This is a genomic window from Mesorhizobium sp. M0862, assembly GCF_040319795.1.
In the GTDB taxonomy this organism is placed as follows: Bacteria; Pseudomonadota; Alphaproteobacteria; order Rhizobiales; family Rhizobiaceae; genus Mesorhizobium.
The window spans coordinates 196,924-220,984 of the sequence record NZ_JAMYOJ010000002.1; the positions used below are offsets into that span (position 1 = coordinate 196,924).

General features: G+C 62.9%; 22 protein-coding genes. 5 read left to right on the top strand and 17 right to left on the bottom strand.

All coding sequences use genetic code 11. From position 1 onward, the window contains the following. The 4 genes from NKI15_RS03590 to yajC all read right to left on the bottom strand — a co-directional run bounded on the left by NKI15_RS03590 (window position 1) and on the right by yajC (window position 4,570). The gene (locus tag NKI15_RS03590; protein ID WP_023705997.1) at window positions 1–390 is read right to left on the bottom strand and encodes an Mth938-like domain-containing protein; all 390 of its coding nucleotides are present in this window, start codon (window positions 388–390) and stop codon (window positions 1–3) included. Between the two features lie 11 nt (window positions 391–401). Beyond that, window positions 402–2,954, bottom strand: coding sequence for a protein translocase subunit SecDF (gene secDF / locus NKI15_RS03595; RefSeq protein WP_023741501.1), 2,553 nt, complete (start codon window positions 2,952–2,954; stop codon window positions 402–404). Between the two features lie 218 nt (window positions 2,955–3,172). Continuing rightward, window positions 3,173–4,168, bottom strand: a complete 996-nt coding sequence (locus NKI15_RS03600) for a SecDF P1 head subdomain-containing protein (RefSeq protein WP_352514099.1) — start codon at window positions 4,166–4,168, stop codon at window positions 3,173–3,175. Between the two features lie 54 nt (window positions 4,169–4,222). Further along, the gene (gene yajC, locus NKI15_RS03605) at window positions 4,223–4,570 is read right to left on the bottom strand and encodes a preprotein translocase subunit YajC (RefSeq protein WP_023741503.1); all 348 of its coding nucleotides are present in this window, start codon (window positions 4,568–4,570) and stop codon (window positions 4,223–4,225) included. Between the two features lie 271 nt (window positions 4,571–4,841). Between yajC and NKI15_RS03610 the strand changes: the two genes are divergently transcribed. Beyond that, window positions 4,842–5,717, top strand: a complete 876-nt coding sequence (locus tag NKI15_RS03610) for an ATP-binding protein (protein WP_352514100.1) — start codon at window positions 4,842–4,844, stop codon at window positions 5,715–5,717. Window positions 5,718–5,817: 100 nt separating this feature from the next. On the opposite strand, the gene NKI15_RS03615 is transcribed toward NKI15_RS03610, so the two are convergent. The 13 genes from NKI15_RS03615 to NKI15_RS03675 all read right to left on the bottom strand — a co-directional run bounded on the left by NKI15_RS03615 (window position 5,818) and on the right by NKI15_RS03675 (window position 22,044). After that, on the bottom strand, window positions 5,818–7,317 hold the full coding sequence (locus NKI15_RS03615) for a peptidoglycan DD-metalloendopeptidase family protein (protein WP_352514101.1): 1,500 nt from the start codon (window positions 7,315–7,317) through the stop codon (window positions 5,818–5,820). A gap of 324 nt (window positions 7,318–7,641) precedes the next feature. Next, on the bottom strand, window positions 7,642–8,295 hold the full coding sequence (locus NKI15_RS03620) for a protein-L-isoaspartate(D-aspartate) O-methyltransferase (RefSeq protein WP_023667683.1): 654 nt from the start codon (window positions 8,293–8,295) through the stop codon (window positions 7,642–7,644). Window positions 8,296–8,321: 26 nt separating this feature from the next. Then, window positions 8,322–9,083, bottom strand: a complete 762-nt coding sequence (surE, locus tag NKI15_RS03625) for a 5'/3'-nucleotidase SurE (RefSeq protein ID WP_352514102.1) — start codon at window positions 9,081–9,083, stop codon at window positions 8,322–8,324. Beyond that, complete coding sequence (gene serS, locus NKI15_RS03630) at window positions 9,083–10,387, bottom strand: serine--tRNA ligase (RefSeq protein WP_352514103.1); 1,305 nt, start codon at window positions 10,385–10,387, stop codon at window positions 9,083–9,085. The genes surE and serS overlap by 1 nt, the downstream gene beginning before the upstream one ends. A 109-nt stretch (window positions 10,388–10,496) precedes the next feature. Further along, on the bottom strand, window positions 10,497–11,372 hold the full coding sequence (gene tatC / locus NKI15_RS03635; protein ID WP_023667686.1) for a twin-arginine translocase subunit TatC: 876 nt from the start codon (window positions 11,370–11,372) through the stop codon (window positions 10,497–10,499). After that, entirely contained in the window at window positions 11,369–12,109 is a 741-nt protein-coding gene (gene tatB / locus NKI15_RS03640; RefSeq protein WP_352514104.1) for a Sec-independent protein translocase protein TatB, read from the bottom strand. Before tatB ends, tatC begins: the two co-directional genes overlap by 4 nt. Before the next feature lie 86 nt (window positions 12,110–12,195). Next, window positions 12,196–12,417 carry a twin-arginine translocase TatA/TatE family subunit gene (locus NKI15_RS03645; RefSeq protein ID WP_023681650.1) on the bottom strand — a complete coding sequence of 74 codons (222 nt, stop codon included), beginning with the start codon at window positions 12,415–12,417 and terminating at the stop codon, window positions 12,196–12,198. A 180-nt stretch (window positions 12,418–12,597) separates the two neighbouring features. Then, window positions 12,598–13,365: an SMC-Scp complex subunit ScpB gene (gene scpB / locus NKI15_RS03650; RefSeq protein WP_023729961.1), complete on the bottom strand. Its 768-nt coding sequence runs from the start codon at window positions 13,363–13,365 to the stop codon at window positions 12,598–12,600. Next, a complete protein-coding gene (locus NKI15_RS03655) occupies window positions 13,362–14,162 on the bottom strand; it encodes a segregation and condensation protein A (protein WP_023667690.1) in 801 nt (266 codons plus the stop codon). The genes scpB and NKI15_RS03655 overlap by 4 nt, the downstream gene beginning before the upstream one ends. 174 nt (window positions 14,163–14,336) lie before the next feature. Continuing rightward, window positions 14,337–15,356, bottom strand: a complete 1,020-nt coding sequence (gene nagZ / locus NKI15_RS03660) for a beta-N-acetylhexosaminidase (protein ID WP_352514105.1) — start codon at window positions 15,354–15,356, stop codon at window positions 14,337–14,339. Window positions 15,357–15,489: 133 nt separating this feature from the next. Beyond that, a complete protein-coding gene (locus NKI15_RS03665; protein WP_352514106.1) occupies window positions 15,490–18,900 on the bottom strand; it encodes an SPOR domain-containing protein in 3,411 nt (1,136 codons plus the stop codon). Between the two features lie 103 nt (window positions 18,901–19,003). Then, the gene (gene argS, locus NKI15_RS03670) at window positions 19,004–20,767 is read right to left on the bottom strand and encodes an arginine--tRNA ligase (protein WP_352514107.1); all 1,764 of its coding nucleotides are present in this window, start codon (window positions 20,765–20,767) and stop codon (window positions 19,004–19,006) included. Between the two features lie 62 nt (window positions 20,768–20,829). Beyond that, complete coding sequence (locus tag NKI15_RS03675) at window positions 20,830–22,044, bottom strand: deoxyguanosinetriphosphate triphosphohydrolase (protein ID WP_023739017.1); 1,215 nt, start codon at window positions 22,042–22,044, stop codon at window positions 20,830–20,832. A 76-nt stretch (window positions 22,045–22,120) separates the two neighbouring features. On the opposite strand from NKI15_RS03675, the gene erpA reads away from it, so the two are divergent. The 4 genes from erpA (at window position 22,121) to NKI15_RS03695 (ending at window position 24,039) form a co-directional block, all read left to right on the top strand. Then, a complete protein-coding gene (gene erpA / locus NKI15_RS03680; protein ID WP_031242581.1) occupies window positions 22,121–22,468 on the top strand; it encodes an iron-sulfur cluster insertion protein ErpA in 348 nt (115 codons plus the stop codon). 4 nt (window positions 22,469–22,472) lie between these two features. Next, window positions 22,473–22,865, top strand: coding sequence for a VOC family protein (locus NKI15_RS03685; protein WP_023667697.1), 393 nt, complete (start codon window positions 22,473–22,475; stop codon window positions 22,863–22,865). An 8-nt stretch (window positions 22,866–22,873) separates the two neighbouring features. Further along, window positions 22,874–23,668, top strand: coding sequence for an exodeoxyribonuclease III (gene xth / locus NKI15_RS03690; RefSeq protein ID WP_023706008.1), 795 nt, complete (start codon window positions 22,874–22,876; stop codon window positions 23,666–23,668). A 116-nt stretch (window positions 23,669–23,784) separates the two neighbouring features. Next, window positions 23,785–24,039 carry a hypothetical protein gene (locus tag NKI15_RS03695; protein ID WP_245271807.1) on the top strand — a complete coding sequence of 85 codons (255 nt, stop codon included), beginning with the start codon at window positions 23,785–23,787 and terminating at the stop codon, window positions 24,037–24,039. Window positions 24,040–24,061 lie beyond the last annotated feature (22 nt).

Sequence of the window (24,061 nt, forward strand, 5' to 3'; positions counted from 1 at the left end):
TCAGTCGACGGCGATGAGCGCCGCGGCCACGGCGCGGTCTTCGGCAAGCAGCACATTGTAGGTCCGCACCGCTGCCCCCGTCGACATCGGGTCGGAGCCAATGCCAGCCGCCTTCAGCGCCGCCCGAAGTGCTGCCGGCAAGGGCCGCAAATCCTTGCCTGTGCCGACCAGCAGGATCTCGACCTTGCCGGCCTCGGCCAGCAGCAGGTCAAAATCCGCCGCCGTCAGGGCCAGCGGATCGGCCGGCTCCCAGCCATGGATGCCGGAGGGCAGGCAAAGAAGCGAGCCGCGATGCGACATGTCGGCGAAGCGGAACCCGCCATTGCCGTAGGCTTCGATCGGCGCCCGTCCGGGGAAATGCGCCTCGCGGATGACGATGCCTTTTGCCACCAGCGCAGCCGTCAGGTCGCCATGGCCTTGCCGCCACCAACCGGCTTCTCCTCATCGGCGCTCGCTCCCTGCGGCCTGAGCCTGAACAAGATCAGCAAGGGTGCTGCGATGAAGATCGACGAATAGGTACCGAAGACGACGCCAAACAGCATCGCCATGGTGAACGAACGGATCACCTCGCCGCCGAACAGCACCAGCGCGAGCAGCGCCAGGATGGTCGTCACCGAAGTCAGCGTCGTTCTCGACAGCGTCTCGTTGATGGCGTTGTTCAACAATTGCGGGAGCGGCATTCGTTTGTATTTTCGCAAATCTTCTCGAACACGGTCATAGACGACGATCGTGTCGTTGAGCGAATAGCCGATAATGGTCAGGATCGCCGCCAGCGAAGACTGGTTGAACTCGAGCCCGGTGATGACGAAGAAGCCCAGCGTCATCACCACATCGTGCACTGTCGCCACGATGGCGCCGACCGCGAACTGCCATTCGAAGCGGAACCAGACATAGACCAGGATGCCGATCAGCGCGATGATCATGGCAATCGTGCCTTGCTTGGCCAGCTCGCCCGAAACGGTGGGGCCCACCACCTCGACGCGGCGGAAATCGTAATTGTCCTGCAGCTCGCCGCGCACCTTGTCGATGACGGTCTGCTCGGCGTTCTCGCCGCCATCCTGGGTGCCAACGCGGATCAGCACATCATTCGGCGCGCCGAATTGCTGGACCTGCACCTCACCGATATTAAGCTCCGACAACCGGCTTCTGATATCGCCAATATCGGCGTCGCCTTGCTTGGATTGCACCTCGATGATCGAGCCGCCCTTGAAGTCGATGCCGTAATTGATGTCGACGGTCATGAACAGCACGACCGAGAGGACCGACAGCAGGCTGGACAGCGCGAACGTCCAGCGGCGGATGCCCATGAACGGGATTTTCGTGCCGGCCGGAACGAAGGTCACCGGCGCACGCGGCAATTCCTTCGGACGCGCACGGCGCAGCCAGATCGACACCAGCAGACGGGTGAAGGTGAAGGCGGTGAAGACCGTGGTCAAGATGCCGATGGCATAGGTGATGGCGAAGCCCTTGACCGGTCCGGTGCCGAGATAGAACAGCACGACCGTGGCAATCAGCGACGTCACGTTGGAATCCACGATTGTCGCCAACGCCTTGGTGAAGCCTGTGTCGATCGACTGGATGACCGAACGGCCGGCCCGTCGCTCCTCGCGGATACGCTCATAGATCAGCACGTTGGAATCGACCGCCATGCCGATGGTCAGCACGATACCGGCAATGCCGGGCAAGGTCAGCGTCGCGCCAAGCAGCGACAAAACCCCGACGATCATCGCCACGTGCACGGCGAGCGCAATGTTGGCGAGGAAGCCGAGAAGTCCGTAGGCGACGAACATGAAGGCGACGACGAGAATGGAGCCGATGATGCCGGCGACCTTGCCGGCATGGATCGAATCCTGGCCGAGGCCTGGGCCGACGGTGCGTTCTTCGATCACGGTCAGCTTTGCCGGCAGCGCGCCGGCGCGCAGCAGCACGGCGAGGTCGTTGGCGCTTTCGGCGGTGAAATTGCCTGAAATCTGGCCGCTGCCGCCGAGGATCGGTTCGCGGATCACCGGCGCCGAAATCACCTGATTGTCGAGGATGATGGCGAACGGCTTGCCGACATTCTGCTGGGTCGCCTGGCCGAACCGTGTCGCACCGCGCGAGTTGAAGACGAACGAAACCACCGGCTCGTTGTTTCGGGAATCATAGGTTGCCGTCGCCTTGGCAAGATCTTCGCCGGACACGATGACGCGATTTTCCACCAGATACGGAACCGGCGGATCGTCCTGCGAATAAAGCACCGAGGAGCCTGCCGGCGGGCGGCCGTTGAGCGCATCCTGCACCGACATCGAGGTATCCACCATCTGGAAGGTCATCTTGGCGGTCTGGCCAATGATCTCCTTCAGCCTTTGCGGATCCTGCAGGCCCGGCACCTGGACGAGCACACGGTCGTCGCCCTGCCGCTGCACGATCGGCTCGGTGGTGCCGAGTTCGTTGACGCGACGCTCGACGACTTCGATCGACTGCGCCAATGCGGCTGAGGTGCGGTATTTGATGCCGGCGTCGGTGACGGTGAATTTGAGCAGCCCGGCTTCGGAATCATCCAGGGACATTTCCTGGATGGAGCCACCGGTGAACAGGCCGGCGGCGACCGGATCGGTCAGCGGCTTAAGCGCCGTCTTAGCGGCATCGATCTGGGTTGGATCGGTGATGCGCACTTGTACCGTCCTGCCGGTGCCGCCAAGGCCGGTATAGCCCACCTTGGCATCGCGCAGCAGCGTGCGGATCTCGTCGCGCGTCGTTTCCAGCTGCGCCTTGACGAGATCATTCTGGTCCATCTGCAAGAGGATGTGCGAACCGCCCTGCAGATCGAGACCAAGCGTCATCTGCCGCTTCGGCACCCAGTTAGGCAATTGCGCCAATGTGCTGGCCGGGAAGAGATTTGGCGCGGCAAGGATGAATGTGACGGCCACGGCGATCCAGATCAGGATCATCTTCAGGCGCGAAAAATACAGCATATGGCGTTGTCCGTCAGGGCGTACTGGCGGATCGTTCCGCCGACAATTCGGTTATTTCTTGGCGTTCTTATTTGCCACCGGCTCGCCCTTAACCCGCACTTCGCCGATTGTCGAGCGCGCTGAGGTCAATTTGGCGCTGCCGCCGGCAGCGGTTTCGGCGTCAATCGCCTCTGTCGGTTCCCATTCTAATTCTGATCACCGCCGGGCGCTATCATGCGCTACTCGACTATTTTCAATTGTGCAGGCATCGGTCCGGAACGCAAAAGCAAGGCCAGATCATCGGCGTTCTCCTTGGTGAGGTTGCCCGATATCTGGCCGCGGCCGTTAAGAATTGGCTCGCGGACGACTGGCACCGAAAGCACTTGGTTGTCGAGGATCATCGCAAATAGCTTGCCGACATTCTGCGAGGTCGCCTGCGCAACGCGTGCCGTTGCCCTGGAATCGAAGGTGAACGAAACCGCCGGCTCATTTGTGACGGAGTTGGGAGTCGCCTGAGCATTGACAATGTCGTCACTGGATACGATCGTCCGGCTCTCAACCAGATAGGGAACCGGTGGATCGTCCTTCGAATAAACCACCACCGAGCCAGCGGGCGTCCGGCCATTGATCGCATCAGCGACCGGCATCGACTCATCAACCCACTGAAAGGTCAGCATTCCGGTTCGGGTGAGAATTCTCCTCAGCCTTTGCAAATCCGCAACGCCCGAGGTCCGGACCAGCATACCGTCTTCGCCCTCTGGCTGAACTACTGTGTCGGCAACACCAAGATCACGCAGGCGATTCTTAATGACCACGATCGACTGCGCAAGCGCGATCGAAATCCGATACTTGATGCCTGTGTCTGTTACCGTGAACTTGAGCAACGCTGCTCCGGTATCATCCAGGATCATTTCCTGGACCGGACCAGCGCTGCCAAGGACAGGATCAGTCACCGCCTTCAATGCCATCTTGGCCGCGCCGACCTGAGCGGCGTCGGTGATGTGCACCTGAACGGCCCGACCCGACTTAGCAAGAGCAGTATAGCCGATCCTTGCATCGCGCAGCAGCGTCCTGATTTCGTCACGCGTCGCCTCCAACCGGCGATCGATCACATCGGTCGCGTCCAATCGAAGCAGCACGTCCGGGCCGGCAGCGTGAAGACTGGGCGCGTCGACGAGCATTGTGGCGATAGCAAGCCAGATCAGGATCATTTTCAGGCGCGAAAAATGGACCATACGCCGTCTTTTGTCAGAGCTCTGCCCGCGGATCGCTCCGCTTGGGAAACTGGCTTACTTCTTGGCGTTCTGGTTGGCCACCGGCTCGCCCTTGACCCGCACGTCGGCGATCGTCGAGCGCAGCGCCGTCACCTTGGTGCCGCCGCCAAGGTCGATCTCGAGTTCGTGGTCGTCGATCACCTTGGTCACCTTGCCGACGAAGCCGCCGCCGGTGATGACCGTGTCGCCACGGCGCACGGCCGAGATCATCTCCTGGCGCTTCTTCAACTGGGCGCGCTGCGGCCGGATGATGAGGAAATACATGATCACGAAGATCAGAACGAACGGGAGTATCATGCCGATATCCCCGAACGGACCAAGCGGAGTTCCGGTAGCTTGGGCGTATGCCGGTGTGACGAACATCAAGAACTCCTGGTTACGAAGAAGGCCGTAGGGCGGCCTCGCCAAATTTGGCCGGAATATAGTGGGTAAAGTTACCAATGCAACTGCGCGGCCGGGCTTTCAGCTGCTTTTCCGGCCGGTTGACCCGTGTTAGAGCATGCTCCCGGAATACGGGCGTGGTTTTCGCAAAAGATCATGCCCAAACAAAAGCTTGGAACCAGTTTCTATCTCGCCCGGATCAAGACGATTTCGGCCCCTACGCACGTTCGTGCGGAAACATAAAAGACGAGACATGACCGACAGCACCATCGAGGCCCTGAACCAAAAGCTCGACCGCCTGATCGAGGCGGTCACCCGCCTCGCTCCGCCGCCAGTGCCGCAGACCGATCTTGCCGTGGCCGATTGCTTTGTTTGGCAGGCCGATCCCGGCTATCTCGAGCCGGTGCGCAAGGTCAACCGCGTCGACATCGGCCTGATCCGCGGCGTCGACCGCGTGCGCGACATTCTGGTCGACAACACGGAACGCTTCGCCGCCGGCCATGCCGCCAACAATGTGTTGTTGTGGGGCGCGCGCGGCATGGGCAAATCCTCCCTGGTCAAGGCCGTGCATGCGCAGATCAACGCCAGGGCAAAATCCGACCCGCCGCTCAAGCTGATCGAGATCCATCGCGAGGATATCGACACGCTGCCCAGGCTGATGGGCCTGCTGAAGGCGGCGCCGTTTCGCTTAATCCTGTTTTGCGACGACCTCTCCTTCGACCATGACGACACCTCCTACAAGTCGCTTAAGGCAGCCCTTGAAGGCGGCGTCGAGGGCCGCCCGGCCAACGTCATCTTCTACGCCACGTCGAACCGCCGGCACCTGTTGCCGCGCGACATGATCGACAATGAGCGCTCGACCGCCATCAACCCGTCCGAGGCGGTCGAGGAAAAGGTTTCACTGTCCGATCGTTTCGGCCTGTGGCTCGGCTTCCACAAGTGCTCGCAGGACGAATATCTCGACATGGTCAACGGCTATGCCAGCCATCACGGGCTTACCATCGACCCGGAGCAGCTGCGCGCCGACGCCCTGGAATGGGCAACGACACGCGGCAGCCGCTCGGGCCGCGTCGCATGGCAGTTCACCCAGGATCTGGCCGGCCGGCTCGGCAAGCCGCTGAACGACTGATTGATTTGCGTCAGGTCACTGAAAAAGCCCGCCCCTTGCGGAGCGGGCTGAGCCGGCGGGCCGGACTGGAGGTCAGACGGCCTGCAAAACGTTTATTGTTCTATTCGAGATAACCAGAGGGGTCGACCGGGGCCGAGTTCTTGCGCACTTCGAAGTGCAGTTTCGGCGAGTCGGTGGTCCCGCTCATGCCCGACAGCGCGATCTCCTGGCCGCGCTTGACCTTCTGGCCGCGCTGCACCTCGATCGAACTGGCGTGGCCATAGACGGTGACCAGCCCGTTTTCGTGGCGCACCAGCACCGTATTGCCGAATTCCTTGAGGCCGTCGCCGGCATAGATGACCACGCCGTTCTCGGCCGCCTTGACCGGCGTCCCCTCAGGCACGGCGATGTCGACGCCATCCTTGCCGCCACCAAAATTGGAGATGACGCGGCCACGCACCGGCCAACGCATCTTGCCGATGCCGGTGGCATCGGGCGCAACAGCATCGTCGTCCTCGGCCTGCTGGATGACCTTGGCGTCCTTCTTCGGCGGCGTGTAGGTGGCGAGCGTCTCCGTCGGCTTTGCCGCCGGTTGGGTGGTCGCAGTCGTCACCGGATCAACTTTGGCCGGCTTGGCGCTGGCGACCGTTGCGGTGCCACCTGCCGGAACCTTCAGCGTCTGGCCGATCTTGAGCAGGCCGTCCTGCATGCCGTTCGCCTGCTTCAGCGCCACGACGCCAACGCCGGTCTTCCTGGCGATGGAGGACAGGCTGTCGCCCGACTGGACCGTGTAGGTGCCCGCGCCGGCTTTTGGCGCGGCCGAGGCAGTCTGCGCCGGCTTGTCGGTCTTCGGCTTGTTCGCTGCCGAAGCGTCAACCTGCGCGGCGGACTTGCCGTCCTTGAGTTTCGGCTGCTGCGGCAGTACGGCGATCTTCTCCGGCGCCGGCGCCTTGGGGCTGTTTGCCGGCTTGCCGTCGGCAAGTTTCGGCTCTGTCCCCTTGCTTGAATAGGCATAGGCCGGGATGACCAGTTTCTGACCGGTCTTCAGCCCCTTGGTAGCGCTCAGGCCGTTGACCTTCATGATCACGTCGGCGGGCACATGATAGCGATGAGCGATGCCGGAAATGGTCTCGCCGTCGCTGACCACGATCTCGGTCGCATGCGGCGTACCAGCCGCAACTGGTTTCGGATCGGAGTCACCGGCATTCTTGAACGGCCTCGCCGGCTGGACGGTGCCGGTAGTCGTTCTGTCGACATGCGGTGCCGGTGCAAGCGCCGGCGCGGAAGCGGTGCGCATCGGAGCAGCTTTGGGCGCGCTCGGCGGCGGCAGCTGCTGGACGGTGACCGGCTCCAGGCTGGAGCGGCTGACCGACTGGTTATGGCTGCCATCGACAGGTGCCGCAGCGATCGGCTCGGCCGCCACATCGCCCGGATAGGGCTGCGCAGTGCTCTGCTTGTCGATGATGGCGCGCTGATTGTTGGTCGAGGAGGTGAAGACGTCGTCGACACCATTGAACCGCGAGACTTGGGAGCTACACCCCGCCGCCACTCCGGCTAGCATGAGGACAGCGCAGCCTCGCGACAGAGTACGCCCGTTTGCCTTCAAAACACTGAATTGCATCGCACTAACCCGCACAGACCCGGTACACACTGGTCATGATTAAAGCGCGTTAATGTTACTGGGGGGTTAACCCCATAGAACCAGACGCAAATTTTCTTAAAACATTTTCGAACGCGCCGAAGCTGCGTTGAGATTCAGGTCAGGCCGAGTCGAAAATGACAGGTTCTGAGAACCGGCCTACGCCGGCCGTAGCCTTCATAGAGCGGAGGCATTTATGACGGCTTCGGCCGGCGAAGGCCGGAGCGGAGCGTACTCAAACATGTGAGCACCGGAAGCGCAGGAACCTGCCATTTGCAGGCCGGCCTCACATGAATATCAGTGCACCTAAATAACCGCCGCGACGCTGCGCAGGATCGGCTGCAGGCGCACGGTGCCGATATCCTCGCGCTCGAAGCGGCTGCCGACCTTGGTCAGCTTGGCCAGCACCTGCTCGCCCTCCTCCGGCCCGATCGGGGCAATGACGATGCCGCCGCTCGACAATTGGTCGAGCAGGAAGCGCGGCAGGCTGTCGAAAGCCGCCCAGGCTACGATGCGGTCGAACGGCGCTTCATTGGCAAGCCCGTTGGAACCATCGGCCTGGCGCACGATGACATTGCCGATGCCGAGCGCCTCGAAGCGTTGCCTGGCCTGCTCGGCCAGCGTTTTGTAGCGGTCGACGCTGACGATGCGCGCCGCGAGCCGCGACATCACCGCTGCCGTGTAGCCCGAGCCGGTGCCGATCTCCAGCACCCGGTTGCCGGGCTCTATTGCCAAGGCCGCAATCACCGCCGCCTGCAGATCGGCGCCCTCGATCGCCTCGCCGCATTCGATCGGCAGCATGCCGTCCGACCAGGCGATGGAATGGAACTGGCCGTTGAGGAAGCCGCGCCGCGGCGTCGCCTCGAAGGCTGCGATCAGCGCCTTCGGCACCGCGCCTTGGCCGCGCAGGCGCAGCAGGAACGCGGCAAAACCCTCGCGATCGTCGAGCGGCAAGTTCATGCCAGAACCTTCTTCATGCGAACACCTTATTTAGACAGCGCCTTGGTCAGTTGGTCACGGATTTCATGCGCAGTGAGGTCAAGCTGCAGCGGCGTCACCGACACCAGCCGGTTGCGCAGAGCATGGAGATCGGTGCCCTGCTTGCCCTCGACCGGCTCGCGGCCGAAGCGCAGCCAGTAATAAGGCAGGCCGCGCCCGTCGCGGCGCTCGTCGACCCACAGGCTGTGCACCAGCTTGCCTTGCGACGTCACGACGGTGCCGGCGACCTCGTCAGGCAGGCAGTTGGGAAAGTTGACGTTGAGCAGCACGCCGTCCGGCAGCGGCATGGCGACGAGCTTTTTCAGCAGCGCCGGCGCCAGCGCTTCGGTGGTCTCGTAGGGAACGACGCGGTCCTCGCCGACATAGGAATAACCCTGGCTGAGTGCGATCGAGCGGATGCCGAGCAGCGCGCCTTCCATGGCGCCGGCGACGGTGCCGGAATAGGTGACGTCGTCGGCGATGTTGGCGCCTGAATTGACACCGGACAGGATCAGGTCCGGCGCGCCAGGCAGGATCTTCTTGACGCCCATGATGACGCAGTCGGTCGGCGTGCCGCGCACGGCGTAGTGTTTCTCGCCGATCTTGCGCAACCGGAGCGGCTCCGAGATCGACAGCGAATGCGCGTAGCCGGACTGGTCCTGCTCCGGCGCCACCACCCAGACATCGTCCGACAGCGTGCGGGCGATGCGTTCGAGCGACGCCAGGCCCTCGGCATGGATGCCGTCATCATTGGTCAGAAGAATGCGCATTATTTCGATTCGATCTTCGCCAGACCGCCCATATAAGGCCGCAGCACTTCAGGAATGGTTACGCTGCCATCCTCATTCTGGTAGTTTTCGATGACGGCAATCAGCGCACGGCCGACAGCGGTGCCCGAACCGTTCAGCGTGTGCACAAAGCGGTTGCCCTTGCCGTCCCTGTCCTTGTAGCGGGCATCCATGCGCCTGGCCTGGAAGTCGCCGCACACTGAACAGGACGAGATCTCGCGATAGGCGTTCTGTCCAGGCAGCCAGACCTCGATGTCGTAGGTCTTGCGCGCGCCAAACCCCATGTCGCCCGTGCACAGGACCATGGTGCGGAACGGCAGCTCCAGTCGCTTCAGCACCTCTTCGGCGCACTGCGTCATCCGCTCGTGCTCGGCGAGCGAAGACTCCTGGTCGGTGACCGAGACCAGCTCGACCTTGTAGAACTGGTGCTGGCGCAACATGCCGCGCGTGTCGCGGCCGGCGGAGCCCGCTTCCGAGCGGAAGCACGGCGTCAGCGCCGTATAGCGCAGCGGCAGCTTTTCATGGGCCGTGATTTCTTCGCGCACCAGGTTGGTGAGCGGGACCTCGGCGGTTGGAATCAACCCGAGCCGGCCATCGCCATGCCGGACGAAGAACAGGTCGTCCTCGAACTTCGGCAGCTGGTTGGTCCCGAAAAGCACTTCGTCGCGCACCATCAGTGGCGGGATGACTTCTTCATAGCCATGCTCGGTCGTGTGCAGATCGAGCATGAACTGGCCGATGGCGCGCTCCATCCGCGCCAGCCCGCTCTTCAGCACGGTGAAGCGTGATCCCGACAGCTTTGCCGCCCGCTCGAAATCCATCATGCCGAGCGCTTCGCCGATCTCGAAATGCTCCTTCACCCAGTTCGGCCGGGTCGGCACCTCGCCGACGATATGCTTGACGACATTGTCGTGCTCGTCCTTGCCGACCGGCACGTCGTCGAGCGGCACATTCGGCAGCACCGCCAGCGCATCGTTCAGCGTCTTGTCGAGTTCGCGCTCGCGCGCCTCGCCATTCTGGATGAAGGTCTTGATATCGCCGACTTCGGCCTTGAGCTTTTCGGCAAGTGCTGCGTCGCCCGAACGCATGGCGTTGCCGATCTCCTTCGAGGCGGCGTTGCGGCGTTCCTGCTTGGTCTGCAGCTCGGTGACGTGCTCGCGCCGCGCTTCGTCCTTCTTGATCAGCTCATCGACCGTGGACTGCGCCTCGTCAGCCGACCACGAGCGCTTGGCCAGCGCTTCGACAAGGGCCTTCGGGTTGTCGCGAATCCATTTGATATCAAGCATGGTTGGTCGTCCTCGAGCTAAGGCCTGAGGGCGTAAACCGCATCCTTCATCGATGCAAGATGGCGGCTGTCGCGTTTTTCCGCTAACGCGGATACCCGAACGCGACAGCCTATGAACGAGCCTGCTTTGAGGACGCGTCCGCCGCCTTTTCGGCCACGGCTTCGGCGGCTTCCTGCTTCTCGCGCGCCAGCTTCTGCTTGACCTGATCGCGCTCGATCAGCCGGGCCGCCCAGATCGACACCTCGTAGAGCAGGATGGTCGGGATGGCCAAACCGATCTGGCTCATCGGATCAGGCGGCGTCAGCACCGCCGCGACGACGAAGGCGATGACGATCGCCCATTTGCGCTTCTCGGCCAGCGCCTTCGACGACAGCATGCCGACGCGCGTCATCAGGCTGGTCACCACCGGCAGCTGGAACACCAGGCCGAAGGAGAAGATCAGCGTCATGATCAGGCTGAGATATTCCGACACTTTCGGCAGCAGCGAAATCTGCACCTGGTCGTCGGTGCCGGCCTGCTGCATGGCGAGGAAGAACCACATCACCATCGGCGTGAAGAAGAAATAGACCAGCGACGCGCCCATCAGGAACAGGATCGGCGATGCGATCAGGAACGGCAGGAAGGCGTTGCGCTCGTTCTTGTAGAGGCCAGGCGCAATGAATTTGTAGATCTGCGTGGCGATCAGCGGAAAGGCGATGACCATGCCGCCGAACATGGCGAGCTTGACCTGGGTGAAGAAGAATTCCTGCGGCGCCGTATAGATCAGCTCGACCTTGTGCGGATCGAGCCCGGCCCATTGCGTGGCCCATTTGAACGGGACGACCAAAAGATTGAACAGCTTCTTGGCAAAGAAGAAGCAGACGAGGAAGGCGACGAAGAAACCGCCGATCGACCAGATCAGCCGCCGGCGCAGTTCGATCAGATGCTCCATCAGCGGAGCCGACGACTTCTCGATCTCGTCCTTTTCGCTGTCCGTAATGCTCACTTGGCGGCCCCCGCCGTCTTCTTGGACGCTGGCTTCGTGGCCGGCGCAGGCTTCGGCTCAGCCTTTGTGACTGCCTTCGGTGCAGCAGCGGGCTTGGTGGCGGCTTTTCCAGGTGCAGCCTTGGCGGGCGCCGCTGACGGCTTGGCCGCAACCTTCGCCGCAGGCGCCGGCTTTGCTGGTGCTGCCTTGGCTGCCGCTGTTTTGGTTGCCGGGGCCTTTGATATCGCGGCCCCCTTGGCGCGCGCGTTTCGTGGCGCTGCTGTTGCTGCAGCCGGTGTCACCACCGCCTGATCGGTCATCGCCGGAAGGATCGGCGCCGCCAGCGCTGTTTCCGGTCCGTTGACACCCGGCATCACCGTCGCGCCGTTCTTGAGCGGCTCGGCCGGCTGTGGTGTTTCTGCCGCGGGCGTTGAGGGGTCGACGGCGGGCTTCGGCTTCATCACCGCATCGACGCCGGAGCGAACCTCGGCTGCCGCCTGTTCGAACGGATTGAGCTGCTTGCGGATTTCGGCCGCCGGATTGAGGCCGCGCAGCGTATCGACAGACTTCTTGACGTCGTCGAGCTCGGCTTCCTTCAACGCCTCGTTGAACTGCTTCTGGAAGTCGGAGGCCATGGCACGCAGCTTCGCCGTCGTGCGGCCGAAGGTGCGCAGCATATTGGGCAAATCCTTGGGTCCGACGACCACGATCATGACGATCGCGATCACCAGCATTTCGGTCCAGCCGACTTCAAACATGGCAATCAGTTCCGACTAGTGCTTGTCGCCCAAAAGTGCGAAGCGGTTTTGGGACAACGACTTGCACAAAAGCAACAACCTTCGGCTCAGCTCTTGCTGGCCTTTTCCTTCACTGCCGAAACGGTCTCGTCCGGGCGGTGCTCGACGGTGCGCTTGTCTTCGGCGGTATCGTCGTCGGCCATGCCCTTCTTGAAGCTCTTGATGCCCTTGGCCATGTCGCCCATCAGCTCGGGTATCTTGCCGCGGCCGAACACCAGCAGCACGATCACCAGCACGATCATCCAGTGCCAAATCGAAAATGAACCCATTGTAACTCTCTCTCGAATGTTTTCCCTGGCGATGATCTATGCGTTTTCGCGTTGGGATTCAAACACAACAGCGACAAAGTTTATGAAGGCGCGGTCTATGTCACGCATTTTCGGCAAAGCTGCCCGCTACCAATCGGCGCATCTACCGCAGCAATGCAGCTTTTTGACAGCGGCTTGCGGTCAATCTTCCGTGACGCGCGGCGTCAGCAGGCCGAGTTCCTCGAGATCGATGTCGGTCAGCGCATCCTCGTCCTCGGTCAGCGCGTCCGGATCGGCCGGCGGCAACGGGATGGCGAAATTCGACGGCATGCGGCCGGAGAGCAGCCCTGCCCCCTTCAGTTCGTCCATCCCGGGAAGATCGCGGATCTCCTCCAGTGCGAAATGGTCGAGGAAAGTGTCTGTCGTGCCGTAGGTGACGGGACGGCCGGGCGTGCGGCGGCGGCCGCGCATGCGCACCCATTCCGTTTCGAGCAGCGTATCCAGCGTGCCCTTCGAGGTCTCGACGCCTCTGATGTCCTCGATCTCGGCGCGCGTCACCGGCTGGTGGTAGGCGATGATCGCCAGCACTTCGAGCGCGGCGCGCGACAGCTTGCGCTGCTGCACCGTGTCGCGGCTCATCAGGAAGGCGAGATCGCCGGCGGTACGGAACGCCCAGGCATCGCCGACCCGAACCAGATTGACGCCGCGCCGCGCATAAATCTGCTGCAGCTCAGCCATGGCAGCGGCAATGCTGATGCCATCGGGCAATCTGGCTGCGAGCTGCTTTTCGCTGACCGGCTCGGCGCTGGCGAACACGATCGCCTCGGCCATGCGTATGGCTTCGGCCATATGCAGCCGTTCGCCAGGATTCAGAAGCAGGGTATCAGTCGGGTCCTGGGCGATAGTGCCCTCCTCGGTCTCTTCTTCGACCTTGAACGGAATGACCGAAGCGTTGGCGCGTTCGCTCATGATGCCACCTCGACTGCCTTGATTGGTTGCGCGCGGCCGCGCAGATAGAGCGGCGCGAACACCTGGTCCTGTCGCATCTCGATGCTGCCTTCGCGCACCAGTTCCAGCGACGCCGCGAAGGAGCTGGCAATCGCGGTACGCCGTTCGTCCGGGCTGGTCAGGTAATTGATCAGATAGCTGTCCAGCGCCGTCCAGTCGCGCAGCGAGCCGATCAGCCGGGTCAGGATATCGCGCGCATCCTTGAGCGACCACACGCCACGCCGGGCAATCGTCACATTGGTGATCGCCTGTTTCTGGCGCTGCTGCGCATAGGCGGTGAGCAAATCGTAGAGCGAGGCCGAATAGGCGTTACGCTTCTCGACGATGACCATTTCAGGCATGCCGCGTGCAAACACGTCGCGGCCGAGCCGGTTGCGGTTGACCAGCCTTGCCGAGGCGTCGCGCATGGCCTCCAGACGCTTCAGCCGGAACTGCAGCACCGCGGCCAGTTCCTCGCCGCTTTCGCCTTCCTCGCCGGGCTGCTTGGGGATGAGGAGCTTCGACTTGAGGAAGGCCAGCCACGCCGCCATCACCAGGTAGTCGGCGGCAAGCTCAAGCCTCAGCGCCCTCGCCGTCTCGACGAAGGTCAGATATTGCTCGACCAGCGCCAAGATGGAAATCCGCGACAGATCGACCTTTTGGTTGCGGGCGAGATGCAGCAAGAGGTCGAGCGGACCTTCGAACCCGGCGACGTCGACGACCAGCGACGGGTCGCCGGTGACCCGTGAATCGTCGTTCTCGGCCCACAGACGGTCCATCGGTGCGGCCTTCGCAGCCTTGCTGTCCAATGTCTCCGCCACTTGTTCCTTTACCTCTGGTTAGAGCACGATGCCGAAAAGTGTGAAGCGGTTTTCGGACGACATCATGCTCTCTCTATCTAATTTAGAGACGGATTCAGATTTCAGGTCGAACAGACCTGAAATCATCCGTCTCTAGGCCACCGCATCGAAATAGGTGGCAAACTCGGCGCGTATCTCTGTTTCGTCGGCCCGGTCGCGATCCCTTATATAGGTCAGCGCCCGCTTGGCGCGCTCCAGCGACGTCCCTTCAAGTCCCGTGGTTCGCGATGCGATGCCTGCCATCTCCTCGAAAACGCCATTGCAGTGAAGGACCAGATCGCAGCCCGCCGCAAGGATCGAGGCCGCCTTTGTCGGGAAATCCCCAGAAAGCGCCTTCATCGAGGTGTCGTCGCTCATCAACAGCCCGTCGAAGCCGATCTCGCGGCGGATGATCTCGTCGATGACCTTGCCTGAGGTGGTCGCTGGGTTGTTCGGATCGATGGCGCTGTAGACGACATGCGCCGTCATCGCCATCGGCAGATGGCTAAGCTCGCGGAAAGGGGCGAAATCATGCCGCTGCAGGTCGCTCAGCGAGGCGTCGACCACAGGCAGCTCGAAATGCGTGTCGGCGAAGGCGCGTCCATGGCCCGGAATATGCTTCATGACCGGCAACACGCCGCCGGACATCAGCCCTTCCGCGGCGGCGCGGCCAAGTTCGATGACCGGGCGCGGCTCCTTGCCATAGGCGCGCGCGCCGATGACGTCGCTGGCGCCCTCGATCGGCACGTCCAGCACCGGCAGGCAATCGGCCGAGATACCGAAGCGCAACAGGTCGAAGGCGTGCAGCCGCGCCATCAGCCAGGCAGCGCGGGTGCCGGCATCATGGTCCTTGCGCCACAATGCACCGAGCGCGCCGCCGGCGGGATAGTTCGGCGCCAGCGGCGGCCGCAGGCGCTGCACCCGGCCACCTTCCTGATCGATGAACACCGGCGTATCGGGGCGCCCGATACAGTCGCGCATTTCGGCGACCAGATCGCGGATCTGCTCCGTTTCGCCGATATTGCGCGCAAACAGGATGAAGCCCCACGGGCATTCATTGCGATAGAAACGGATTTCTTCGCGGGTCAGCGATTTCCCGGCACAGCCGAGGATCATGGATTTTGATTCGGTCATTCCACCAGTTTAGGGCTTCGCGCCGCCAAAGGGAATCTCCCCGGACGGCAAGCGCCTCAACCTCTCGCCCATCCACATGAAAAAGCCGGCGCGACCCTTGGGAACGCACCGGCTCTGATAATTGGATCCGGCCTTACCGCGACACGAAGCAGTTGCCGCCGGCAGCCTTGTAGCTGGTGCACAGATTGATTGCATCGTTGCGCGATTGCGCAGGCACCCGGACACGGTAGAAGGTGCCCTTGCCGGCGATCTCCGCCTTGACGATGTTGGCGGTGCGACCGGCGAGCACATTTCCATAGCGGCGCTGCAGGTCGGCGTAGTTGGCCTGGGCGCTTTCGACCGTCGGCTGCGAAGCGATCTGCATCGACCACGAACCGCCCGATGTCGAAGCCGTCGCCGGGATGGAGGCAACCTGGTCGGGCTTGACCTCGCCGACCACGTCGACCGGCTGGTCGGACGGGCGCTGCGGCGCTACGGCAACCGTCTGCGGCGTGTTGGCGGACTGGGTCTCAGCCTTCGGCGTGGCCGCCGGCTTCACCGGCTTGACCGGCTTGGCGGTCTCGGCACTTGCCTGGTCGCTATTTGCCTGATCGGCAGGCGCCACGGTGCCGGTCTGCTCGGCATCGGCCGAAGGGGCGACGTGCTGCGGCGCCGGGTCAAGCGGCTCAGTCGCCGCAACCTGTGGCGCGGCCGGCGTCGAGTCCTCGCGGGCCACCAACGAGCCGTCGGGCTTGACCACCATGGTCCGCACCTTGCGCGGGGCAACGGCGACCGTATCGGGGTTCTTGTCGGCTTCCTGCAGCACCTGAGCGATGCGGTCCTCGGACTTTGGCGCCGGCGCGACAGCCGCGTCGGGGTTGACGGCAGCTTCGGGGTTGCCGGCAGGGTCGGGGCCTGGGGCAGCGTCGGTATCGTCGGGCGACAGATCGACGACGCGGCTTTCAGGCTCCTGCGCCTTCACATCGACCGGCTCTTCGGTGTTGGTGACCAGCTTCTCCTGAACCGGCTCGGCCGGCTTGGTGCCCTTGGCGACCGCATCATAAACCTTGTTGTCCTGGTTCGGCACCACGGCGCCGCCCGGATTTTCGGGCTTGACCTTGATCGGCCTGTTGTCGGCCTTGACAATGACCGGCGCATCGCTGCCGCCCTTGCCGCCGAACGACAAGGCGAAGGCGCCAAGGCCGCCGGCAATCGCAACCGCAGCAACGACCCCCGCGACCAGCAGGCCGCTCCTGCGCGGCCGTGCGGCTTCCTGCTCGGCGAGGCCCGGCACCGCCATTGCCTCGTCCAGATCCGGATCGTAGTCGAGTTCGTCGACCGCGAAATCGTCGGCCTGCGAAACCGGCTGGCTGCCGGGCAGATCGTCCATGTCGAAGCCGCCGGCGGCATCGGCGTGGTGAGCTTGCGTGGCTGCAAGCACTTCGGCTGGCCGCGCCGCATAGGCGCGCTGGTCGAGCTCGTGGCCCGAACCGAAGCCGGAACTGTAGGAATCGTCATCATAGCCGGCACTGCGTGCGGCAGTGGGCGGCGCCACTTCCACCGCGTTCATCTCGTTGAGCATGCCGGCGAATTCGGCGTCGATGTCGTCATAGGCGGCCGGCTCGTCTTGCTCGAAGCTGAGTTCTGGAATGTCGAGGTCGTCGGCAATCGCCACCACACGCTCCGGCACATCGACCGTCTCGACATCCGGCATCTCGTCATAGGCCTGAGGCGGCGCCTGGCGCGATGGCGTCGGCGCCACATAGGCAGCAGCGGCAACCGGCTGGTCGCGATAGCTTGGCGCTGCCGCCGGCGGCATGGACGGCTTTTCTGCAAAAGAAGCTTGCGGCTGCGCTGCAAAAGAAGGTTTCGGCTGCGCTGCAAAGGAAGGCTGGGCCGGGGTAGGAGTCACGCGGCTCCACGAACGCGCCGGCTCCGGCGGCGTCGAGCGCCAATCGCCAGCTACCGGTGCTGCCGTGTCATTACCCAGATCGATGCCCTTGGCGAGCGCCGCATCGAAGGCATGATCATCGAACTCGATCTCGGGCTCATGGCCCTCGAGTTCGCCGGCAAGCAGATCGTCGAAATCGGCATCGTCCGCCTGGGCCTCCTGAGGAGCCGGCGCGTGTTCGTCCAGGTCCCAGTCGAGATTATCGACCGGAGCGACCGGCGTTGCGACGGACCGCTGCACCGGGGCAACCGGCTCATAAGTCCTGGCGGGCTCGATGGCGGCAGCCCTGGTGGGCTCGGTGACGACCGGAATCGGCGCGACTGGCGCCGGGCGTGGTGTGGTCATGGCGCCAAGCAGCGCGTTGAGTTCATCTTCCAACGTTCGTTCGTCAGCGACCGGAGCGGCCGGGGTCGCCATATTGGTAGGCGCCACATAGGCGGGTGCGACCTGAGCTGTCTGAACCGGAGCGGGTGCGGTCTCGGCCACCGGCTCGTGATCGGCAAGCGCATCATCGATGCTCAGATCGAAATCGTAGAATGCTTCGTGCGCAGTCTCATGAGAGGGGCTGGCCTCCACAGTCCAGGCCGGCGTCTCGTCCACTTCCGGCGCATCCATCTCAACCGGCGCGCCGGTCTGCAGATCGCTGACATCCAGATCGCGCTCTTCCGGATCCTCGGCCTCAACAGGCTGAGCCTCGAAAGCCCGAGGCTCGAAATGCTCGGCTGCAAAATCCTGGGCTGCAAAATCCTGAGCTGCAAAGTCCATGTCGACATCGGCCATTGCGTCGTTGAAATGACCCGCAAAATCCTCGTCGGCAACAGCGTGGTCGCCGGCGCCGACGACCGGCGCCTCGGCTACTGGCGCGGCATACTGGTCCTGCGCCGGCGCAGGACCGTCCAGAGTCAGCTCGTCTTCCAGCGACATCGAGACGGCATTGTCGAAATCATCGTCGAACGCGACATCGTCGGCAGGCGCAGCAGCAACCTGGGCGACATCTGCGGCATGGGCGACGGTCGCATCGTCATCGAGCAGCAATCCCTGCTCGAGCGAAGCGGCAAGCTCGTCATCCATCGGCAGATCGTCTTCGAGCGGCGATACGTTTTCCAGTGAACTGGCCACGGCATTGTCGAAATCGTCATCGAATGCAGCTTCGTCGAATGCGGGCTCGGCAAACCAAGGTTCGGCAACCGAGGGTTCAACGGGAGCAGCCGCAGCCTGCGGGCCAGCGCCGAAATCCAGATCGGCGGCATCGTCGAAGACGAAATCATATTCCAGCGAAGCAGCCAGCGCATCGTCCATCGCGGCATCGGTGGTTTCGAAAGCCGGCTCGCGAATCTCGGCAGCAGGTTCGTAGGGCTCAGCGGCAGGCTGGTGAACCTCGGGAGCCGGCTGGCTGGCCTCCATGGAACCGACTTCATCGCCGAATTCGCCCATCAACTCCTTCTCGAGGTCGATGTCGAAATCGCCCTCGTCTGCAGCCGTCTCGACGGCTGGCGCCTGCGGCTTGACCGGCTGGCGCGGATCGAAACCCATGATCCTGGTCAGTTCAGCGAACGGATCATCTTCGGCGATGTCGTTGTTGTCGGCTACTCTCAGCTGGGTTCTGTCTGCCATTATTGTTCCCGAACTCGCACTCATTCGGACGCCATGGACGTCGCGTAGGGTTGGCCCTTACCAGCGCAATGTGGGCAAATGGTGACAGGTGTTTTAGTTAAACCTAACGCATCTCAGTGGGCGCATCAGCCCCAATCAGCGTCAGGCCGGAGGTCAAAACATCCGAAACAGCCTGCACCAGCCCTAGTCTGGCATGAGTCAATTGTCGGTCGTTAACCTTAACAAAACGTAAGTCGGCATTCTCGGTGCCCCGATTCCAGTGTCCATGGAAGCTGGAAGCCAGATCGTAGAGGTAGAATGCCAGCCGGTGCGGCTCCAGCGCAAGGGCCGCAGATTCGACCAGCCGGGGATATTCAGCCAGCTTCCGGATCAGGCCGATCTCGCCCTCGTCGGTGAGCGACGCCGAGGCCGCGGCCAGGCTGTTGCGGTCGAAATTGGCCTCGCCCAGTTGCTCGCTCGCCTGCCGGAACACCGAATGACAGCGCGCCGAAGCGTACTGCACGTAGAACACGGGATTGTCCTTGGACTGTTCGGTGACCTTGGCGAAATCGAAGTCGAGCGGCGCGTCGCTCTTGCGGTAGAGCATCATGAAGCGGATCGCATCGCGGCCCACCTCCTCCACCGCTTCGCGCAAGGTCACGAAGTCGCCCGACCGCTTCGACATCCGAACCGGTTCGCCATCGCGAAACAGCTTCACCAGATTGCACAGGAGCACCGTGAGTTGCAGCTTCAGATCATCGCCTGCAATCGCCCGCGCCAGCGCTTCCAGCCGCTTGACGTAGCCGCCATGGTCGGCGCCCAGCACATAGATCAGGCCGACGAAACCGCGGTCGACCTTGTCCTTGAGATAGGCGACGTCGGCGGCGAAATAGGTGAACGAGCCGTCGGACTTGACCAGCGCCCTGTCCATGTCGTCGCCGACCGCCGTCGAGCGAAACAGCGTCTGCTCGCGGTCTTCCCAGTCGTCCGGCTTCTCGCCCTTGGGCGGCGGCAGCTTGCCCTTGTAGATATGGCCCTTCAGCGTCAGATCGTTGATCGCCGAGCGGATTTTTTTGGCATTGTCGGCATGCAGCGTGCGCTCGGAGAAGAAAACGTCGTGATGCACATTGAGCAACGCCAGATCCTCGCGGATCATCACCATCATGGCGTCGATCGTGCGGTCCTTGACGATTGCCAGCGACTGATCGTCGGGCATCTGCAAGAGCTTGCGGCCAAATTCGGCAGCCAGCGCCTGACCGACCGGCACAAGGTAATCGCCGGGATAGAGACCGGCCGGTATTTCGCCAATGTCGTCGCCCAGCGCTTCGCGGTAGCGCAGGAAGGCCGAACGCCCGAGCACGTCGATCTGCGCGCCGGCGTCGTTGATGATGTATTCCTTGGTGACGTCATAGCCGGCGAAGGCCATCAGATTGGCGAGCGTGTCGCCGACAACCGCGCCCCGGCAATGGCCGACATGCATCGGCCCGGTCGGATTGGCCGAGACATATTCGACATTGGTCTTCTTGCCGCCACCAATGGTCGAGCGGCCGTAGTTTTGGCCCTCGCCCAGCAGCGCAGTCAGATGCGCCTGCCAGAAACCGTCCTTGAGCCGGAGATTGACGAAGCCGGGACCGGCGACGTCGGCTTCGGCAACATCGGCGTCGCTGCGCAGCACTTCCACCAGCCGCTCGGCCAGCGCCCGCGGGTTGTGCCCTGTCGGCTTGGCCAGTACCATCGCCGCATTGGTGGCGAGATCGCCATGGCTGGCGTCGCGCGGCGGCTCGACGGCGATGCGCGACAGGTCGGGCGAAACGCCATTACTGTCTTTCAAATCAAGCGCTTCGACGGCTTTTGTGATTCGCGCGCTGAAATCGGCGAAGATGTTCATGGGTCTTGCTCTGGCGGACTGTGCAGGGGAACCGGCTCATTGGCCGGCAAATCGCGCCCGCCCTAGCTTAAATCGGGCGTATGGTCAAACAGACGGCGGTGTTCCTTCAAGGCGTAGGTATCCGTCATACCCGCCAGGAAATCGGCGACGCTGCGCGCCTTGATGCGGTCCTCCGCCCGGTCGAGCCCCTCCCGCCAGCCGTCCGGCATGGCGCGCGGATCGGCGAAATAGACATCGAACAGGTCGCGCACGATCTGCTCGGCCTGAGTGCGAACGCGCATCACCTCGTCATGCCGGTAGAGGTGCTTGTAGAGAAAGGTCTTCAATTCCTTCTCGGTCGCCGCCACGTCAGCGGAAAAGGTCACCATCGTTTCGCCCGCCGCCCGCACCGCTTCGGCGCTGTCAGGCTTGATGCGCTCAAGATTGGCGGTGGTGGAAACAATGACATCCTCGACCATCATCGTGATCTGCCGGCGCATCAGCTCATGGCCGGTGCGCACATCGTCCAGGCCCGGATAGCGCGCGCGCACGCTTGCCAGGATCGATCCCGGCAGCGCCACCGTTTCCAGCATGTCCAAGGTCAGGAAGCCGGAGCGCAGGCCGTCGTCGATGTCATGGGTGTTGTAGGCGATATCGTCGGCGATCGCAGCACATTGCGCCTCGATGCCGGCGAAATGGTCGAGTTCGAGGTCGTGCAGCTCGGAATAGTCGCGGATCGCCTGCGGCACCGGGCCTTTGAGCCCTTTTCCCTTGGCATCTGTCAGCGGCCCATTGTGCTTGACCAGCCCTTCCAGCGTTTCCCAGGTCAGGTTTAGCCCGTCGAACTCGGCATAGCGCCGCTCCAGCCGCGTCACCACGCGCAGCGACTGCGCATTGTGGTCGAAGCCGCCCCATTGGGCCATCCGCTCGTTCAGCGCGTCCTCGCCGGTATGGCCGAACGGCGTGTGACCGAAATCGTGCACCAAGGCGACCGCCTCGGCCAGATCCTCGTCGCCGCGCAGCGCTCGCGCCAGAGCCCGCGCAATCTGCGCGACCTCGATCGAATGCGTCAGCCGGGTGCGATAGTGGTCGCCTTCATGGGCGACGAACACCTGCGTCTTGTGCTTCAGGCGGCGGAAGGCGGTGGAATGGATGATGCGGTCGCGGTCGCGCTGGAATGGCGTGCGAGTCGGGCTCTCGACCTCGTCATAGAGCCGCCCGCGCGACCTGGCTGGGTCGCTGGCATAGGCCGCGCGCGGCCGATAGCCGAACCCAATGTCGCCAAGCTCATTTGTCATGGCTGATGCCGCCGCAGTTGACTTGCCCCTTCGCGCTTCATACCTATCATGTGAAACCGAAAGCAAGGTGACGCCCATGGGCGCTGATGCCAAGACTGCCATGAAAGTCGAGATGACCGAGTCCGCCGCCAGGCGGATCGCGAAAATCGTCTCTGGCGAGACCGGCAAGACGGCGCTGCGCGTCTCCGTAGAGGGCGGCGGTTGCTCCGGCTTTTCCTACAGGTTCGACCTGGTCGATACGCGCAATGACGACGACGTCGCCATCGAAAAGGACGGCGCCACCGTGCTGATCGACGATTTGTCGCTGGTCTATATGGGCGGCTCGGTGATCGACTTCGTCGACGATCTGATGGGCCAGTCGTTCCAGATCCGCAACCCCAATGCAGTCGCCTCCTGCGGCTGCGGCACCAGTTTCTCCATCTAGGCAGATGTCCGGCGTCGGCCCGGTCCGTCAGGTCGCACTGTCGGCCGGGCGCGATCTCGACGTGACGCTGGCCTTCTGGCGCGATGTGCTCGGCCTCAACGTTCACGCCCGCTACGATCCGCCGGGCATTGCCTTCATCATGGCCGGTGATATCAGGTTGCTGTTCACCGATGGCGTTCCGGCCGGCACCGTCTATCTCGATATAGCCGGGCTCGAAGCCTTCCACGCCGAGGCGAAAGCGTCCGGCGTTCCCTTCACCGCACCGCCGGCGCTCGTCCACAACGACACCGAAGGCACGTTCGGAACGGCGGGGGAAAGCGAGTGGATGGCCTTTCTAAAGGACCCGGCAGGCAATACGATCGGGCTTGTCGAACGTCTTTCGCCCGAACATCCCTGAGGCCGCCCATGAAAATCGTCACCTGGAACATTAACGGCATTCGCGCCCGCATCGGCAACCTCACCCACTGGCTGAGCGAAAGCCAGCCCGACATCGTCTGCCTGCAGGAGATCAAGTCGGTCGACGAGCAGTTCCCGCGCGCCGAGATCGAGGCGCTTGGCTACAACGTGGAAACCCATGGCCAGAAGGGCTTTAACGGCGTCGCCCTGCTGTCGAAGCTTCCGTTCGACGAGGTTATCCGAGGCCTGCCCGGTGATGACACCGACGAGCAGGCGCGCTTCATCGAGGGCGTGTTCTCGACCGACCAGGGCGCGCTGCGCGTCGCCTCGCTCTATCTGCCCAACGGCAACCCGGTCGATGACGAGAAGAAGTTTCCCTACAAGCTGGCCTGGATGGAACGGCTGCATCGCTGGGCCGAGCAGCGCCTGCTTCTGGAGGAGGCGCTGGTGCTGGCCGGCGACTACAATGTCATCCCCGAGCCGGTCGATGCGCGCTTCCCCGAGAACTGGCTTGGCGATGCGCTGTTCCAGCCGCAGACCCGGCAGGCCTTCCGGCGGCTGAAGAATCTCGGCTTCACCGAGGCAGTGCGCGCCGTCACCGATGCGGCCGATGTCTATACCTTCTGGGATTACCAGGCCGGTGCCTGGCAGAAGAACAACGGCATCCGCATCGACCATCTGCTGTTGTCGCCCGAAGCCGCCAACCGCTTTTCCTCGGCCTCGATTGAAAAGCACGTGCGCGCCTGGGAAAAACCTTCCGACCACGTGCCGGTGGCGATCGATCTGGCGCTGCTGCCGGCTTGATATCAGCCGAAACCCTGATATCGCCACAATCGCGCCATTCAGTCAGAGATCAGCATGGCGGCTGGGGTTCCATGGCACTACGATTCCTCCTTTGTCCAATCGGCCTGGCATTTGCCATGGCCTCCCCTGCAGCGGCACTTGCCGACCAGCAGTGCCTGGCCAATGGCAAGTCCTACCAAGTCGGCCAGGTCACCTGCCTGACGGTTTCAGACAAGAGCCATATGGCCCGCTGCGACCTGGTGCTCAACAACACCTCATGGACCAAGATCGGCGATACCTGTCCCGACAGCACGATTAAGCCGCATCTTCACGTCACGCCGATCTCGATGCCGGTGTACAGAGCGATGCCGGCGGAACTCACCGAGAACTGATGGATGTGAGCTAATCTCCCCC

Excerpts from the sequence above, each read along its gene's own strand:
- NKI15_RS03665 (WP_352514106.1), bottom strand. The coding sequence starts at position 18,900 with ATGGCAGACAGAACCCAGCTGAGAGTAGCCGACAACAACGACATCGCC.
- NKI15_RS03655 (WP_023667690.1), bottom strand. The coding sequence starts at position 14,162 with ATGGACCGTCTGTGGGCCGAGAACGACGATTCACGGGTCACCGGCGAC.
- argS (WP_352514107.1), bottom strand. The coding sequence starts at position 20,767 with ATGAACATCTTCGCCGATTTCAGCGCGCGAATCACAAAAGCCGTCGAA.
- NKI15_RS03645 (WP_023681650.1), bottom strand. The coding sequence starts at position 12,417 with ATGGGTTCATTTTCGATTTGGCACTGGATGATCGTGCTGGTGATCGTG.
- NKI15_RS03695 (WP_245271807.1), top strand. The coding sequence starts at position 23,785 with ATGGCCTCCCCTGCAGCGGCACTTGCCGACCAGCAGTGCCTGGCCAAT.
- surE (WP_352514102.1), bottom strand. The coding sequence starts at position 9,083 with ATGCGCATTCTTCTGACCAATGATGACGGCATCCATGCCGAGGGCCTG.
- NKI15_RS03600 (WP_352514099.1), bottom strand. The coding sequence starts at position 4,168 with ATGGTCCATTTTTCGCGCCTGAAAATGATCCTGATCTGGCTTGCTATC.
- secDF (WP_023741501.1), bottom strand. The coding sequence starts at position 2,954 with ATGCTGTATTTTTCGCGCCTGAAGATGATCCTGATCTGGATCGCCGTG.
- NKI15_RS03675 (WP_023739017.1), bottom strand. The coding sequence starts at position 22,044 with ATGACAAATGAGCTTGGCGACATTGGGTTCGGCTATCGGCCGCGCGCG.
- erpA (WP_031242581.1), top strand. The coding sequence starts at position 22,121 with ATGGGCGCTGATGCCAAGACTGCCATGAAAGTCGAGATGACCGAGTCC.
- NKI15_RS03615 (WP_352514101.1), bottom strand. The coding sequence starts at position 7,317 with ATGCAATTCAGTGTTTTGAAGGCAAACGGGCGTACTCTGTCGCGAGGC.
- yajC (WP_023741503.1), bottom strand. The coding sequence starts at position 4,570 with ATGTTCGTCACACCGGCATACGCCCAAGCTACCGGAACTCCGCTTGGT.
- tatB (WP_352514104.1), bottom strand. The coding sequence starts at position 12,109 with ATGTTTGAAGTCGGCTGGACCGAAATGCTGGTGATCGCGATCGTCATG.
- NKI15_RS03685 (WP_023667697.1), top strand. The coding sequence starts at position 22,473 with ATGTCCGGCGTCGGCCCGGTCCGTCAGGTCGCACTGTCGGCCGGGCGC.
- nagZ (WP_352514105.1), bottom strand. The coding sequence starts at position 15,356 with ATGACCGAATCAAAATCCATGATCCTCGGCTGTGCCGGGAAATCGCTG.
- NKI15_RS03620 (WP_023667683.1), bottom strand. The coding sequence starts at position 8,295 with ATGAACTTGCCGCTCGACGATCGCGAGGGTTTTGCCGCGTTCCTGCTG.
- xth (WP_023706008.1), top strand. The coding sequence starts at position 22,874 with ATGAAAATCGTCACCTGGAACATTAACGGCATTCGCGCCCGCATCGGC.
- serS (WP_352514103.1), bottom strand. The coding sequence starts at position 10,387 with ATGCTTGATATCAAATGGATTCGCGACAACCCGAAGGCCCTTGTCGAA.
- NKI15_RS03610 (WP_352514100.1), top strand. The coding sequence starts at position 4,842 with ATGACCGACAGCACCATCGAGGCCCTGAACCAAAAGCTCGACCGCCTG.
- scpB (WP_023729961.1), bottom strand. The coding sequence starts at position 13,365 with ATGAGCGAACGCGCCAACGCTTCGGTCATTCCGTTCAAGGTCGAAGAA.